The organism is uncultured Tateyamaria sp., from assembly GCF_947503415.1.
GTDB lineage: Bacteria > Pseudomonadota > Alphaproteobacteria > Rhodobacterales > Rhodobacteraceae > Tateyamaria.
The window spans coordinates 1-16,416 of record NZ_CANNDS010000008.1 but is presented as its reverse complement, the minus strand read 5'-3'; the positions used below and the strand labels follow the sequence as shown (position 1 = coordinate 16,416).

The following is a 16,416-nucleotide window of genomic DNA, read 5'->3' as shown; positions in this document are numbered from 1 at the left end:
AGCAGGTGCATCCCTAGCACCCGCATGTGTTGAAAGCAATCCTGTAGCACGCCTGTGCGCGGAGGGCCGCACCCCAAGCCAATATGTCTTCGGGATGGCCAAACCAAAGAACCTATTGGCGGCCCATGCTCGGTATTGCTATCACTGCGTGAACGCACCGTGGGACGGATCATGTGCTCAAACAACCCCGGAGCAACTGTCGTTGAGGATCAAGAACCACACTATGTACGATCAACTCTCGGCGGCCCGGCGTGTCCTTTGGCTTGGGGCACACAAGACCGGCACGACATTCCTGCAGGGTATTCTGGACGCGTCTGCCGATGCGCTGGCGCAGGCGGGTGTCGCCTATATGAATCTCGACACGTTTCGCGACAAATACACCCGTCCCTTGCTGTTCGACAATTTCGAAGAGGCCCCGGCCCCCGCATCCGAGTTCCCCATCGGATCCAGCAAGACGATCCTGTTTGACGAGAATATTCCCGGGCTGGTTCAGAACGCCGTATCCGCCGATGTCGGTCTTTATCCTCAATTGGAAGAGCGCGTCGGCGCGGTGGTGGACCACCTGGACTACACGCCCGATCTGATCCTGTTCGGCATCCGGCGTCTGGATGGCTATTTGCCCTCGCTCTATTGCGAGACCCTGAAATCCACACCCTTTCGCCCTTTCCTCGAGTTCATGGAACATGTGCCCAAAGGCCTGCTGTGGCATCCGATGCTGGTGCGGTTGGCGCGCATGTATCCGGGCGTGCCCCTGGTCGTCTATCTGGCAGAGGAGCTGCGCGGACACGAACGCGCGTTTCTGTCCGCCCTGACAGGTGTCCCCGTCCCGGCCCTGCACATCGACAACAGCCGGGAACGGCCCGGGTTTTCCCAAAAGGCAATCAACCGCCTCAAGGCGTTGTCTCAAACCCGGCCCGTGGTGCGGCAGGATGTGGGTCAGATGATCCGCGAATTTCCGAAGTCGGCTGACAATCCCGGGTTTGCCCCTTTTGGCGCGCAGCGGCAGGAAAGGTTCAAGACGCTGTATGCGCAGGATCGGTCGCTGATCCAGAAAGATGCCCAGATGGATCTTCTGGATCTCGGCATATTCGACAGCTGACAGCCACGGGGTGCCGTGCGCCCTGTGGCGCACCAAGGGCCGCCACAGGACAGGGGTCAAACATCAGGCATCCGCTCAGAAGATGAAGTCATCCGCCGAGAAGTCGCCCCGGAAGGTGAAGTTCAGCGTGACCACCTGATCCACGACGTCGTCATCGCCGAAGATCCGGGCTTCCACGTTGCCGCCGACCTGGAACAGGCTGAAGCCCTGCAGGTATCCCGTGACCTCGGTCAGGCCCGAGAAGTCGAGCAGATCGCCGCTGGTGTCAAAGGCGCCAACCGTATCGTTGCCGCTGGTGTCGTCGAAGATGAAGGTGTCGATGCCGGCATCGCCGCGCATGAAGTCATCACCCAGACCGCCGTTGAACACGTCATCGCCATCGCCGCCAAAGAGGCTGTCATCGCCGCCGCCGCCGATCAGCGTGTCATTGCCCGCAGCGCCATGCAGCTCGTTCGTGGTCAGGTCCGTGGCATCGCCGCTGGTGAGGATGTCATTGCCACCGCCCCCAAAGAGACTGTCCGCCCCGGCGCCGCCCTCCAACGTGTCGTCGCCAAGGTTGCCGAACAGGCTGTCATTGCCGTCGCCGCCGTTCAGGAGATCCTGCCCGTCATCACCAGACAGGACATCATCGCCGACACCGCCGGTCAGCGTGTCATTGTCGTCACCGCCGGACAGGGTGTCATTGCCCCCCGCGCCTTGCAGATCATCATTGCCGGCCCCGCCGTAAAACGCATCCGCGCCAAAGGCATCGTTCTGGTCCGTGTCGACAAAGACATCGTCGCCATTGCCACCGTACAACGTATCAAGCCCGCCGCCGCCATAGAGCGTGTCGTTGCCCGCGCCGCCATAGGCCACGTCGGCCTGGCCCCCGGCATAGATCACATCGTCACCTTCGCCGCCGGTCAGTTCGTCACTGCCATCGCCACCATAGAGCGTGTCGTCGCCGCCCGATGCCACAATGGTGTCGTTGCCCGCTTCACCATGCAGGATGTCGCTGACATCCTCGGCCGCATCAAAGATCATGTCGTCGCCCAAGCCGCCAAAGACCAGGTCCATGCCCGTGTTGCCCGACAGGGTGTCATTGCCCTGGTTGCCGATCAGCGTGTCATTGCCTGCGCCGCCATAGATCAGGTCCGCGCCCTCACCGCCAATGGCCAGGTCATTGCCGAAACCGCCATAGATGGAATCGTCACCCCAGTCACCGCGCAGGGTGTCGTCACCCGCGCCGCTTTCGACGGTTTCGTCGAGGATAAGGTCATTGCCATACCCGCCAAAGACTTCGTCCGCGCCCTCGTTTCCGGCCAGGGTGTCATCGCCCTGGTTGCCGATCACGCGGTCATTGCCGACACCCCCAAAGAGCAGGTCGTTGCCGTCGCCGCCCCAGGCGGTGTCGTTGCCGCCGCCACCGCGCACGGTGTCATCGCCTTGTCCCGCAAAGAACTGGTCGTTGCCCTCGGGGCCGGTTTCGGCCACGTCAAAGAACTCGTCATTGCCAAGGCCCCCGTACAGGGTGTCCCGGCCTGCGCCACCATGCAGGTGGTCATCGCCCTGGTTGCCCGACAGCGTATCGTCGCCGTCATCGCCATAGAGCGTGTCATTGTCGACGCCGCCAAAGGCCAGGTCGTTGCCGGCCCCGCCCGCGATTTCATCGTGACCGCCCCAGGCATAGATGCTGTCATCGCCACCGCCGCCGACAAACAGGTCCGCGCCTGCATCTCCGCCCTCTTCGGTGTCATAGATGATGTCGGCATCGCCCCCGGCATAAACGGAATCCCGGCCATTGCCGGCCTGCAACGTGTCGAACCCTTCGTGACCGTAGACGGAATCGCTGCCCGCCCCGGCATAGATCTCGTCATTGCCGCCATTGCCCTGGACGTTGTCGTCACCAGCTGCGCCATACAGCGTGTCGTCGTCATCCCCGCCGAACATGCTGTCATTGCCGACCCCACCGGACAGGGTGTCATTGCCGCTTCCGCCATACAGGGTGTCATTGCCGCGACCGCCATAGGCAAGGTCCGCATCAGCGCCCCCGGACACGGTGTCATCACCGCCCCAGCCAAAGATGGTGTCTTCACCCTCGTTGCCGACCAGAAGGTCGGACCCGGCCGGACCATCCTCACCCGTATCCTGAATAAGGTCGTTGCCAAGACCGCCATAGACGGAATCCTGGCCATTGCCGCCCTGCAGCGTGTCGTTGCCCTCGTGACCATAAAGCGCGTCATTGCCCGCACCGCCATAGGCTGCGTCATTGCCCTGTTCGCCTTGCAGGTTGTCGTCCCCATCCACACCGAACAGGGTGTCATCCTCTGTGCCGCCGAACAGTGAATCCGCACCGCCGCCGCCGAACAGGGTGTCCAGACCCTCACCGCCAAAGACGGTGTCATTGCCGCCCTGGCCGATTGCCAGATCATTGCCCGCGTCGCCGTTGACAAGGTCGTCGCCCTCGCCGCCTTCGACCGTGTCGTTTTCGGCCCCGCCGGTCAGGCTGTCATTGCCAGCCCCGCCCCGCAGGCTGTCCGTGCCCTCGCCGCCCGCGACGGAATCGTCGCCCGCGCCACCGGCCAGCGTGTCATCGCCCTGCCGACCGAACAGGAATTCGCCCGCAGCACCGCCGATGATGGTGTCGTTCATATGCGTGCCAACGATATCCTCGACACCCAGCACCGTGTCTGTGTTGCCAAACGTGTCGATGACAACACCTGTGTCCAGGTTGACGTTGACGGCTTGCGTGCCGCCCAGATTGTTGATCTCGAACTGGAAGTTGATCGTATCGATCCCCAGCCCGCCGTCGATGCTGTCGCTGTCGCGGCCACCAAGGAAGGAATCCCCGCCCTCGCCGCCGATCAGCGTGTCATTGCCGTCGTAGCCGACAAAGTAGTTGTCCTCGGCCCCGCCGGTAAAGCTGTCGCCAAAGCCCGAGCCCAGCAGCACTTCGATATTGGCAAATGTATCGGCGTCGCCATAAAGGTCCGTGCCGGTGCCAAGGGCCAGATCCACGACTGCGCCCTGCGTGCCGAGATACAGCTGGTTGTTGGCCACGTCCCAGTAGCCTTGCGTCTCTTCGGCCACGAAGCTGACCGCATCCGTGCCGGTGCCGCCGTCAAAGGCGTCGTTGCCCGCATAGCCGGTGAACTGTTCCCAGCTGTCAAAGGCCGTGTTGCCGCCCGTCAGGATGTCGTCAAAACCGGTGGCCGCGATCACATTGAACACACCCGCGGCCGAGAAATCGACGCTGAGCAGGCTGCTGGTCGCAAAGCCGGTGGTCAGATCCAGAGTGATGCCGACGCGCTGGTCGGTAAAGGTCATGTGGTGGCCGATCCGGTCATCGCCGGTGCCGGTGCCGGTGACCGTGGTCTGGCCGATATCGGTGAAGAACAGGTTGTCCCACGCCCCGTCCGTGCCGGACATGATCACGTGGTTGTTGCCCCGGCCCGGATCGATCAGATCGCGCTGGTTGTCCGCCCCGGCATCCAGCGTGTCATCGCCCCAGCCGCCGCGCAGGGTGTCCTGACCTGCCCCGCCGGAAATGCTGTCATCGCCGCTCATGCCGGTCAGGCTGTCATTGCCGTCCAGACCGATGATGGTGTCGTTGCCGTGCCGGCCATTGAGGGCGTTGTCGCCGCCATCGCCGTTCATTTCCTCGCCCAGACCCTCGACCTCAACAAGGTTGAGATCGATCTCGTTGATGGTCAGGCTGCCTGCGCCATGCACGATTTCAGGGCCCAGCTCGACCGAGTGCAGCCAGCGATCACCGGAGATCAGACCGTTGTCGATCATCACCTGAAGGATGTCATCCAGATCCAGCGTGCCCTCCGTCAGCGACTGGGTCCAATAGGTCGGGATATAGAAGTCCCATACATTGTCCGTCTGGCCCGACGCGTCCGTCTGGTCGGGTTGGGCCCACAGCTCGTAAGTGCCAAGGTTGTCCTCGACCTGAATGCCGGTGAAGTCGCCCGCCGGGGTGTGGTCGCTGTTGCGCAACCAGATCATGATCTCTTCCTCGATGGCGCCTGCGCCCCCGTCGGGATCACTGGTCAGCCACATCGACACCGAGACGTTGAAATCGTCATCGGGTCCCTGCGGCGTCCAGTCCATGTCGAAATCAAGCGTCAGGTCGACAATGTCGTCCACCTGGATCGGGAAATGGTCAAAAGTGGTGGGCAGCGGGTTATAGGGCACCTGGCCGATGACCAGCGTGGGATAGCCATAGACAAAGGCGTCATTGGCCTCTTCCGGCCAATCCCAGTCGATGGTGGAGCCATCAACTGTCGCCTCCGTGACTGACATAACGCCGGGCACGGTTATGCTTTGCGTGAAATCCGTCCCGTTTTCCAGATCGCGGCGGTTCCACGCGCTGTTGTGGGCGTACCACCCATCAATGCCAATCCAGATACTGCTGTTGTCAGATACGACCACCGTTTCCGTCATAAACCCGCCTATGTCCCGCTTTTCAAAACTCGTGCTTCAAGAGCGTTTTTGTCGGGGAAAAACGTGACTAATTTATGTCTGGGGCGTGTAAAAACTCCGGAATAAAACGGCAGTTTGACGTCACATTTGACTTAATCTCTAAGCGTTTACGACCCCGTGCCGCGCCCGCTTTTCCAGGGTCTCGGAAAAGACGCGCGACCAAGGGACGACACGCTGACCAAGTACAACAGGGACGTGGCGGAACCGGCGCGGGATGGGCGCACCCGAAAGGTGAGACAAGCAGCGCTTCCATGCTCATGATCGGCCGGGTCTGCCCACGAATCCAACACTGCACCCACATGGCGGCGGTCCCGTGAATTTTAGCGGTGGTGGTTTCAGGTCAACCTGCGATATCCCGCATGTGACGTGATCAAAACCAAGAGGCGGAAAGTGAAACTCATTCTGCACATCGGGACGCCCAAGACCGCATCGACGCTTATACAGAACAGTCTGGAAAACAATCCGGAGTGGCTGGCGGAACATGGGCTGGCTTATGGCAAGGTCCTGTCACCTGACGCCAACCACATCACCTTGTTCTTTGCCTGCGCAAACGCAGTGCACGACTTTGCGCGCGATTACGGGCTGCATTCGATGGAAGAGCTGGCAGAGTTCCGCCAAAGGGTGTCGGACCGGATCGAGTGGCACAAGGGTCAGCTGGACGACAGCATCGACACCATGATCATGTCCTCGGAAAACCTGACCGGGAACATGTACCACCCCGAAGAGATCGCGCGCCTCAAGCAGCTTCTGGAGCAGCATTTCGACGACATCAAGATCGTGATCTACGTGCGTCGGCAGGATGATGCGATCCTGTCGATGTATGGGGAGTATATGCGCCGGGGCTTCAGCAATGACCTGTTCCGGGATTTCGTGGATGTCTGCATGGGTCCTGACAGTCCGACACCCTATCTCTACTACCGCCGCGAGCTGTCGAAATGGGTCAAGGTCTGGGGCGCGGACAACATGATCGTACGCCGCTTCTCGTCTGTCGATTTCATCAACGGTGACATTCTTGCTGATTTCCTGGGCATCGTGCTGAATACATGGGACCCCAACCTCGATGGGTTCGAGCCGTCCCGGGACGACAACCGCGGTCTTTCCGCCCCCATGCTGGAACTGCTACGACGGCTGCACCCCAACATCGCCTTCATGAAGGACGGCCAGCCCAATCCGCAGCGTACGCTCTTGACCCCGTATATCAGCCAGATGCCGACACATCCGCGCCCCGTCATGGCGGCCGGCACCGCACGTCATATCATACGCCATTTCGAACCTGCGAATTCCTGGCTCAAACAGACCTTCTTTCCCGATCTCGAGGGGCCGTTCTTTCCCGAACGCCCCGACCATCCAGCCCAGGGCAACCTGGGCCGGATCACCGAAGAAGAGATCGTGGACCTCACCTCTCAATTGCTTTCTAAAATCTGGATTGTGAACAGCAATGACCTTTAAAGCATCCCGTCTGGCGCCCAAATCCAAGAAACGCATTCGCCCGGCAGGAAGCCCTGCCCCAAAGCGCGGGCCTGTCGCCGGACCACGGGCCGCGCACACTGCGCCATCCGGCGGATCGTATGCACAACAGCCCGCCGAACCCGCTCTGCCCAACAGCCAGCTTCTGCAGCCGCTGTCCTGGCCAGAGCCCGCCCTGTGTTCGGAACAGGATCTCTACTTTCGTGCACACGGGCCCTCGGGTGTCTCCCTGCAAGCGCAGAAGATACATTTCTCCAAAGGGGCGCACCTGCAGTTCAACACCTATTTCAACCTGTTCAACGTCGGCAAATGGTACACCCATTGCGGCCTGAAAACGATCGGTCTGCAACTGGCGGGACGGGGCACGGTCGAGCTGACCGTTTTCCTCGCCTTTCCGGACCGGTCCTGGGGGCGGCTGGTCAACGAAGTGGTCGATCTGTCGCCGGATCGGGCGCAGCGGTTCGAAATGGACCTGACACCCTACGCGCCCGAGCAGGGGATCCTGTTCTTCGAGGTGAAAACCTTGAGCGACGGGCTGTTGAACTGGGCCGCCTGGGACACGACCCAGGCCCCGCGCCGCACACCGGACCTGGCGCTGGCCGTCACGACATTTCGGCGCGAAGACGCGGTGGCCGAAACCGTGGAGCGGTTCCGCGCCTTCATGGCCAAGTCCAAATTGCGCAACCACCTGCACATGATCGTGGTGGACAACGGGCGCAGCGCCGGCATTCAAAGCGACAGCCATGTGACCGCCATCGACAACGAAAACCTCGGCGGTGCAGGCGGGTTCTCGCGCGGGCTGCTGGCTGCCAGGGAACGCGGGCACAGCCACTGTCTGTTCACGGATGATGACGCCGCCACGCCCATGGATGCCTTTGAACGGACATGGACCTTTCTGGCCTATGCGCGCGACCCCGGCACCGCCGTGGCGGGGGCCATGATCTCGACCCGCCATGCCTGGGCGCTGTGGGAAAACGGGGCCACCTTCGATGGGGCCTGCAAACCGCTATACGGGGGCACGGACCTGCGGGACCAGGCCCAGGTCTTTGACATGGAATTTGCCTCGACCCCGCGCAATCCGCACAACTTCTATGGCGGCTGGTGGTATTTCGCCTTCCCCGTGGACGAAGTGAAACACATGCCCTTCCCGTTCTTCGTGCGGGGCGACGATGTGAGCTTTAGCCTGGCGCATGATTTCAACATCGTGACCCTGCCCGGCGTGGTGTCGTTTCAGGAAAGCTTTACCGAAAAAGACAGCCCCCTGACCTGGTATCTGGACCTGCGCAGCCATCTGGCGCACCACCTCAGCCTGCCGTCGATGGACATCGGCAAGCGGGGCACTGCGCGCATTGCGCTGTGGTTCTGGGCGCGCACGCTGATCCCGCACCATTACGAGACGATGGCCGCCATCAACCTGGCCCTCGAAGACGTCATGCGCGGCCCCGAATTCTTTGCCGAAAACGCCGACATGGCGGCCCGGCGCGGCCAGATCGGTGCCCTGCGCAAGATCGAGGCCTGGCAGGCCATGCCCGAACCCCCGGCCGAGCGGCGGTGGCTCAACCCGCATCGAAGCTGGCAGCGGGGCCTGATGAAGATCACCCTGAACGGGCACCTGCTGCCCTTCTTCAGCCGCTTCGGCAACAGGGTCACCGTGCCCGCAGAGAAGCGCTGGAACCCGCGCGAGATCTGGGGGGCCGCCCAGATCACCTATCGCAACGAGGCCAACGGCCAGGCCTATACGGTGACCCATTCCAAGTGGCGCGCGCTGAGCGAAAGCCTGAAAACCTACCGTTTGATGCGCCAGTTCTGGAAAGACTATGACAGCCTCAAGGACCGTTGGCAGAAAGCCTATCCCGAACTGACGGGCACCGGCTTCTGGCAGGGCGCGCTGAAGCTGGATGGCGCAGGCGCGGACACTGTCCCGGCCAACACCGACATCAAGGCCGCCGGTCCGGTCCCGGCCTCGGAGACATCCGACGACGGCAACCGCCTGACCAAGGCCGCGGAGTAACGGAGCTACTTGCCCGCAGGCCGCTGCAGGGTCTGCGTTGCGATCAGCTGTTCGAACAGGGGGCCGACAAGCTGCCCCATCAGCTCTGCGCTGTTGTCGGGCAGGCGCAGCTTTGCCAATGGAACATCCGCGCCGGGCAACGGCTCCTGAAACAGGGCATCGCGGTTGAAATAGCGCCGCGCCAACCGGCGGTTGGACGCTTCGAACAGATTGAGCAGTTTCTGGCGATCCTGAAGGCCCAGGATGCGTTCGCTGCTGCGCTGATCATTGCCCAGAACCACGCTGTCGACATGACGGCACGCCGCGAGGATGCTGTCGCGCACCCCGTCATTGGCCTGATCCAATGGCAGATGACGCAGAAATTCCACCATCGTCGGGGACAGACTGGCATTCTCATGACTTGGCTGGGCCAGCCCCGTCAGATCGTTCAGACCGATCAGACGGCAGAACTCCACCACGGGCCCGTCCGGCATCTGCCCCGGCTCGAACACGGCCAGATGCACGTTTTCCGCGCCGAAACAGTTTTCCAGCATGGTCACATGCCGGTCGTAGTCGATCCAGTGGAACTGCTCCATCCCGGCAAGGAACTGGTTGAAGGTCAGATGCGCCAGCGCCCGGTTCCACTGCCATTTGATGTTCTGGAAATACCAGCTTTCAAGCCACAGATCCTGACGGCGCAGGAAGAAGATCACCTTGACGTCGAAATGATCGTTCAGCGGCACCAGCGCCTTGAGATCCCGGCGCAGCGACAGCCCTTCGTCGCTCAGCACGACACGGTCCAGCGGGTGCTGCTTCTTGTCTGCCAGACGCGTGATCTCGGCGGCCACATCGGAGGGCGCACGGGCCGGGACCCCGGGCCGGGGCCGCCCATCGGGATGGCGCGGCATCATCTGATCCATCACCTCGATATGGCGCGCCACCCGGAGCGGGTAGAAAATGCCCAGGGGCATCAACGCATCGATATTTGCGTGCATGAAGGATTGGATGGATGTGGTTGCCGTGCGCTGTGCACCGATGTGCAGAAACAGGGTGCGTTTGGACATGAGAAACCTCCGAGGTCGCGAACCTATCGTCCCCCCTCTCTTACCAATACGTGCAACGTGCACAAGCGCCCGGGCGCGCGATCGGCGCCCCCCGGGGGCGTGGCCCTAGACGATGCTGATATCATCCTCCAGCCCGGTCGTGCTCAGCAGCCCCTCAAGCAGGATGGATTGGCTTGCACCGAAGCTCAGCAACACACCTGCGCCAACGGCGGACGCGGCTGCGGCCACCTGTGCGGCACTCAGGCCTCCCACAAGCTCCGACGCCAGTTCCAGCGTGTCCACGCCCAGCTCGAAATCAAAGATCGTGTCCTCGGAAATGACCGCACCGAACACGAATGTATCCGCGCCCTCACCGCCGTTGATGCCGTCGCGGCCCAGATCGCCCGCCTGACCCGTATCCACATAGCGGTCATCGCCCGCACCCATATAGATGCGGTCCTGACCGTTGCCGCCGGTGATCACATCGTTCCCGTCGCCGCCATAGATCGTGTCGAACCCGTCGCCGCCAGCGATCACGTCGTCGCCATCCCCGCCGTTGAACAGATCACTGCCGCTGCCGCCGTTGATGGTGTCGTTGCCGCTGCCGCCGAACACCGTGTCGCGGCCCAACTCGCCGCCCTGGCTGTTGTCGTTGAACACGTCGTCGCCCTGGTTCAGGAACACCAGATCACGCCCGTTGCCACCTGCCACGGTATCGTTGCCTTCGCCGGTGCTGATCGTGTCGCTGCCGCCGCCGCCAAAGACATCGTCATTGCCCAGCCGCGCGTTGATCACGTCATTGCCCTGCTGGCCATGGAACTCGTCATCGCCATTGCCGCCCTCGATCGTGTCGTCACCCAGCCCCGTGAACACGGTATCGCGGCCTGCATCGCCGCCCTGGCCGTTGTCGTTGAACACGTCATTGCCCTGGTTGAGGTAGATCAGGTCCTGCCCGTCCCCGCCCCAGACCATGTCGTCGCCCTCACCGGCATAGACGGTGTCATCACCTGCCCCGGCATAGACAGTATCATTGCCCGCATTCGCCGAAACACTGTCATCGCCCCCATTGGTGGTCAGCGTATTGGCAACGGCATTGCCGGTGACGGTGTCATCGCCACTGCCCACAATCGCGTTTTCGATCACCGTGTCCCGCGCGATGCCCAGGATCCCGACATAGGACCCGAAATCCGAAAACTGCGCGTCGCGCATATCAAGGCGCGCGTCATCCGTCAGGAACCCGAAATTGAACGTGTCATAGCCGCCCCGGTCATAGACCGTAAACGCCATCAGGTTGCCTTCGATGTCATCGCTTGTCGTGCCGTTGGCGAACCAGTCGAACACCTCGTCCAGGTAGTTGCCCAGATTGGAGCCCTGCCCATAGACCGTATTGCCCGTGGTCGCGGTGCTGGCGCCCGGCGCGCCGTAATAATCCTGAATCGCGACGATGTCGGCCATCATCGCCCCGCTGAGATAGGCATAGGACGCATCGGTCGAGGTGTTCTCGGTCTGGCTGAAATAGGACATCACTGTCATCTGCCAGCTGTCATTGGTGAAATAGGCGTCGTCATTATAGGTGACGGGCCCTTGCGAGGCGTCGTAATTGCCCTGGTGACGCAGCCCCAGCGCGTGGCCGAACTCGTGCACATAGGTCTGGAAGGAATAGCTGTCGATCGTGGTGCCGGAGTTGACCAGCCATTGCCGGGACACATTCAACTCGACCCCATCATCGGTCGAGCCGGCATTGGGATAGTAGGCAAAGGCCCCGTCATCCTCGTCATCGACAGTGATCATCTCGCCCGAACTGACCTCGACAAAGTCGAGATCGGCCACCATCTCCCAGGCCTCCATCGCCCAGCGGGCCAGTTGCTGGCCATCAGCGGTCAGACCGGACAGGTTGACCGTGATCTGGTTGGACTGGTTGGTGTTGTAGGACCGGCTGAACCCTTGTGTCCCCTCCTGAAGGAAGGTCGCCAACTCGTCCAGCGTGCCGAGCGTGCCGGGCGGCGGTGTCGGGATGTTTTCAGAAAGTGACAGCTCGTATGTGCCGGTGTTGAAGCCATAGGCATCGGCTGAAATATAGTAGGTGCCCGACGAGGTGGGTGTGTAAACCAGCAGGGAGTTCAGATTTCCACCGCTGTCATCATCCGACGTGATTTCCGTGCCCGACGCATCATAGAGCCGGACCAGCGGATCCCTGAGCGAGACGCCGTTATGCCTGATTTCATAGGCTTCACCCGCCGTCAGCTCGACCCTGATCCAGTCTTCGTCCGAGGACGACGAAATCGTGCCGTTGAACGTGTCGCCCACCGACATCGAATATGTGGTCGATGTATTTTCGGCGGCATCCGTCGTTTCGTCGACATCCGCAAAGATCGGCTGATCCGGGTCGTGACGCAGCGGATCAAACGTCTGCGTCATCATACAAACTGTGCACATAAAACTGTCCTCGTTACTTCAATGCGGTGGCGGCCAACATCGGCTGCGTCGACGCGACCAGATCATCGGTAAACTGACGAAGATCCGACGCGCGCGCCGAGCTATTGGCATGGAATGGGTGGTCCGGCCCAGTGTGCAATTCGCCCATGGGGCCCATTTGCCACAGGAGCTTGCCGGACTCTGCGGACATCTCCAGCCGGACAGAGATATCTCTTGAGCCGTGGGGGCGCCACTGCGCCTGGCTCACCTGCCGAAAGGCGGCCTGCGGGATGATCTGCGCCAGCGATTGCACCATCTGCTGGCACAACGGGCGCATATCCCGGTCAGACCCGTTGACCGACACGCATTGGACGCGCACGGCAGGCCGGTCCACGCTGCGCGCACTTGTGCTCTCACCACCGATCATGGCAACGAAAATCCCCAGACAGATCAAACTTCTCGGCATCATATGCAAAACTTGGTCAATTTTAAGACGGCCCACAATGTGACATGGGGCGTCATCATGTTTGCGGCGGGAAACCGCGCCCATACCACGGGATGCGCCGGATATTTCCGTTGCCGCTGTCTGGTGGACCTGCCAAACACAAGCGAAATCTAAGGAGTTTTCGGATGCACATTCTTCTTGTCGGCGCGGGCCTCTCCGGCGCTGTCATCGGGCGCACATTGGCAGAAGCCGGCCACCAGATCACCATTGTGGAATCCCGCGATCACGTTGCCGGAAACTGTCACACCACGCGCGATGCCGACACCGGGGTCATGGTGCATGTCTATGGCCCCCACATCTTTCATACCGACGACGAAGAGGTGTGGAACTATGTGAACAGCTTCGAGACCTTCCTGCCCTACAAGAACCGGGTGAAAACCACCTCCAAGGGGCAGGTGTTTTCCCTGCCCATCAACCTGCACACGATCAACCAGTTCTACGGCAAGACCCTGCGCCCGGACGAGGCCAGGAGCTTTATCGAGGATCAGGCCGACACCAGCATCGAAGACCCGCAAACCTTCGAGGAACAGGCGCTGCGCTTTGTCGGCCCCGACCTCTACGAGGCGTTCTTCAAGGGCTACACGATCAAGCAATGGGGCATGCAGCCGTCGGCCCTGCCCGCCTCGATCCTCAAACGCCTGCCGGTGCGCTTCAACTACGACGACAACTACTTCTTCCACCAGTTCCAGGGCATGCCGGAAAACGGGTATACGGCCATGGTCGAACGCATCCTCGATCACGAGGCCATCACGGTGCACCTGAACACGACCTTCACCCGCGATCAGGCCGCAGATTATGACCACGTGTTCTATGCCGGCCCGCTCGATGGCTGGTTCGACTACGATCTGGGACGTCTGGGCTACCGCACGCTCGACTTCGAACGCTTCACCTATGACGGCGATTACCAGGGCTGCGCGGTGATGAATTACGGGGAAGAGACCGTGCCCCACACCCGCATCACCGAACACAAGCATTTCTCCCCTTGGGAAAGCCACGACGGCTCGGTGCTCTATCGCGAGTTCTCCCGCTTGGCCGAACCGGACGACATCCCCTATTACCCGATCCGGCAGGTGGACGAAAAAGCGCTTTTGGCCGATTACGTCGCCAAGGCCGAAGCCGAAAGTGGCGTGACATTCGTGGGACGTCTGGGGACATACCGATATCTGGATATGGACGTCACAATTCGCGAAGCCCTGGATACGGCAGCGGTATTTCTGGAAAAAGGCGCAGAAACTCCGGTATTTGTGAAAGCGCCGCTTTAGGTGCAACGGCGCTGCTTGTCGAAACCGCGAGAAACAAGCAACTCATAAAAATTGAGCGCTTCGAAGAAGAATAGAAGCGCTTGAATTTCTATCGAACGCAATGCACAGATGTGTTCTGCGCCTTTATGATGAGTGAGAAGAAATGTTTACTATTCGCGGAAACTATCACCCAATTGAAGGCGAAAGCATATTCCAAGTCCTCATGCGTGCGTTCAATGGTAGCAGTGTTGTTGAACCGCAAGATGGCTCATCCACGGTGGTGGTCAGCCTAAGTAATAGCGCGCACCCAGATCTGCGAACCACGACGATGATCGTTGAGGTGGAACGGCAGGACGATGTGAGTTTTCAGCAAAGCCCGGTGCGACAGATCACCCTTCTGTCTGCGACCGGCGACAGCACCGACATCACCTTGTCGCACGACGCGCTAATTCTGGATTGGCAGGCGGGACTGAGCGGCGCACAGCCCGGCCCCAGTACGGTTATCAATCGATTCACCTTTCCAGATTTTTATTCTGTGATTAGCGGCGGCGACCTATTCACACTTCTTAATGCTGCTGAAGTGGACCAGGTTGGCACCGAAGCCGGTGAGTTTCTGGAAGGGTTTCACAGCGATGACACCTTGAATGGCGCAGGCGGAGACGACCGTATTTTAGGATTTGAGGGTGACGATTTTCTTATAGGCGGTACAGGCGACGATACTCTCATCGGAGGCGTTGGCGCTGCAACGTTATCGGGGGGACAAGGCAATGATGTATTCGTTCTCAGCTCTCTTTCAGCTTTAGATTGGACAACGTTCACAGAGCTTAATGCAGGGGATATGATTAAGATAAATGGTTCTTCGGCAGATTATGCCGACTTCGAGATATCCAATGGTAGAATTGAATTTCATGCAGCGGGGTCTCGTTATTCCGCCCCAGTTCTGAGTGCGACGTCAAATCTGGTCTTGGTCAGAGAAATTACAACTGTCGGAACCACTTTTACCGTTAAATCGTCCGGAGTGTCGATCACGACGGGTGATGATCTTTCTTTGGGCACCGACGATCCGGAAGAGATCGACGCGCTTGCGGGCAATGACACAATCAGGGGTCTTGGCGGCAACGACACCCTTCTCGGCAATGACGGGTTCGACCTGATCGAGGGCGGCGCTGGCAATGACAGTATCTTCGGGGGCAATCAGGGCGACACGATCATAGGCGGTGACGGCAACGACACGGTTGACGGTGGCAATGGGCGGGACAATGTGACCCTGAACCAGGGCAATGACGTCTTCAACGACAACGATCAGGGCGGTGATGCGGGCCGCGATACCGTCAATGGCGGTCTGGGCGACGACACCATCAACGGCGGTGCGGGCGCGGACGAGTTTGCGGGCGGGGACGGGTTCGACCTCATTTTCGGCGGGCTGGGCTTTGATCTGATCTTTGGCGGCAACCAGGCCGACACGATCCGGGCGGGCGCCGGCGATGACACCGTCTTTGGCGGCAATGGCCGGGACGAGGTGTTCCTCAACCAGGGTGCCGACGTGTTCAACGACAACACGCAGGGTGGCGATGCGGGCCGGGATACGGTGTTTGCGGGCAACGGGTTCGACACGATCAATGGTGGCGGCGGCGATGATGCATTCTATGGCGGCAACGGCAATGACAGCATCTTCGGGGGCGGCGGTGCCGATCTTGTCTTTGGTGGCAACGGTCAGGACAGCGTGGATCTGGGGGCGGGCGATGACCGCTTCGTGGACACCGATCAGGGCGGAGATCTGGGCCGGGACACGGTGACGGGCGGCGCGGGTGCCGATACGTTTGTGTTTGGCACGGTGATCTCGACCGAGGTGATCACCGATTTCGAGCTGGGCGTGGATACGCTGGAACTGGCCTCGGGCCTTGTGGGTGGCCTGGATGCGGCGCAGGTGGCCGCGGCGGGCGAGGTGACGGGGCAGGGGGTTCTGCTGAGCTTTGGCGCCGGTCAGTCGGTCCTGCTTGAAGGCATGATGAGCACGGTTGGTCTTGGGGATGACATCGACATCATCTGACACCGCGTCCCCGCAATGAAAAAGGCGCCCCGACGGGCGCCTTTTGAGTGTCGTATATGTGGCCGTTCACCCGAACAGAATGTCATCCGTACCAAAGCCCGACAGGTCGCTGTCCGAGCGCAGCACGGCCACGTCGCCG

9 protein-coding genes are annotated in these 16,416 nt (G+C 60.8%); 5 read left to right on the top strand and 4 right to left on the bottom strand.

Features of this window, described 5'->3' with window-relative positions:
- Positions 1 to 223 precede the first annotated feature (223 nt).
- Complete coding sequence (locus Q1A32_RS23135; RefSeq protein ID WP_299658202.1) at positions 224 to 1,099, top strand: hypothetical protein; 876 nt, start codon at positions 224 to 226, stop codon at positions 1,097 to 1,099.
- A gap of 75 nt (positions 1,100 to 1,174) precedes the next feature.
- On the opposite strand, the gene Q1A32_RS23130 is transcribed toward Q1A32_RS23135, so the two are convergent.
- Positions 1,175 to 5,527: a calcium-binding protein gene (locus Q1A32_RS23130; protein WP_299658200.1), complete on the bottom strand. Its 4,353-nt coding sequence runs from the start codon at positions 5,525 to 5,527 to the stop codon at positions 1,175 to 1,177.
- A gap of 429 nt (positions 5,528 to 5,956) precedes the next feature.
- On the opposite strand from Q1A32_RS23130, the gene Q1A32_RS23125 reads away from it, so the two are divergent.
- Both Q1A32_RS23125 and Q1A32_RS23120 read left to right on the top strand, forming a co-directional pair.
- A complete protein-coding gene (locus Q1A32_RS23125) occupies positions 5,957 to 7,015 on the top strand; it encodes a hypothetical protein (protein ID WP_299658198.1) in 1,059 nt (352 codons plus the stop codon).
- On the top strand, positions 7,005 to 9,044 hold the full coding sequence (locus Q1A32_RS23120) for a glycosyltransferase (RefSeq protein ID WP_299658196.1): 2,040 nt from the start codon (positions 7,005 to 7,007) through the stop codon (positions 9,042 to 9,044). Before Q1A32_RS23125 ends, Q1A32_RS23120 begins: the two co-directional genes overlap by 11 nt.
- 5 nt (positions 9,045 to 9,049) lie before the next feature.
- On the opposite strand, the gene Q1A32_RS23115 is transcribed toward Q1A32_RS23120, so the two are convergent.
- The 3 genes from Q1A32_RS23115 to Q1A32_RS23105 form a co-directional block, all read right to left on the bottom strand.
- A complete protein-coding gene (locus tag Q1A32_RS23115; protein ID WP_299615892.1) occupies positions 9,050 to 10,087 on the bottom strand; it encodes a hypothetical protein in 1,038 nt (345 codons plus the stop codon).
- Between the two features lie 105 nt (positions 10,088 to 10,192).
- Positions 10,193 to 12,502, bottom strand: coding sequence for a M10 family metallopeptidase C-terminal domain-containing protein (locus Q1A32_RS23110; protein WP_299658193.1), 2,310 nt, complete (start codon positions 12,500 to 12,502; stop codon positions 10,193 to 10,195).
- Between the two features lie 13 nt (positions 12,503 to 12,515).
- Positions 12,516 to 12,950, bottom strand: coding sequence for a hypothetical protein (locus tag Q1A32_RS23105; protein ID WP_299658191.1), 435 nt, complete (start codon positions 12,948 to 12,950; stop codon positions 12,516 to 12,518).
- Between the two features lie 161 nt (positions 12,951 to 13,111).
- Here Q1A32_RS23105 and glf point away from each other — a divergent pair, with 161 nt between their 5' ends.
- Positions 13,112 to 14,248 (top strand): UDP-galactopyranose mutase, encoded by a 1,137-nt coding sequence (gene glf, locus Q1A32_RS23100; protein ID WP_299658189.1) that lies wholly within the window; start codon positions 13,112 to 13,114, stop codon positions 14,246 to 14,248.
- Positions 14,249 to 14,555: 307 nt separating this feature from the next.
- A complete protein-coding gene (locus Q1A32_RS23095) occupies positions 14,556 to 16,277 on the top strand; it encodes a calcium-binding protein (protein WP_299658187.1) in 1,722 nt (573 codons plus the stop codon).
- The last annotated feature ends 139 nt before the right edge of the window (positions 16,278 to 16,416 follow it).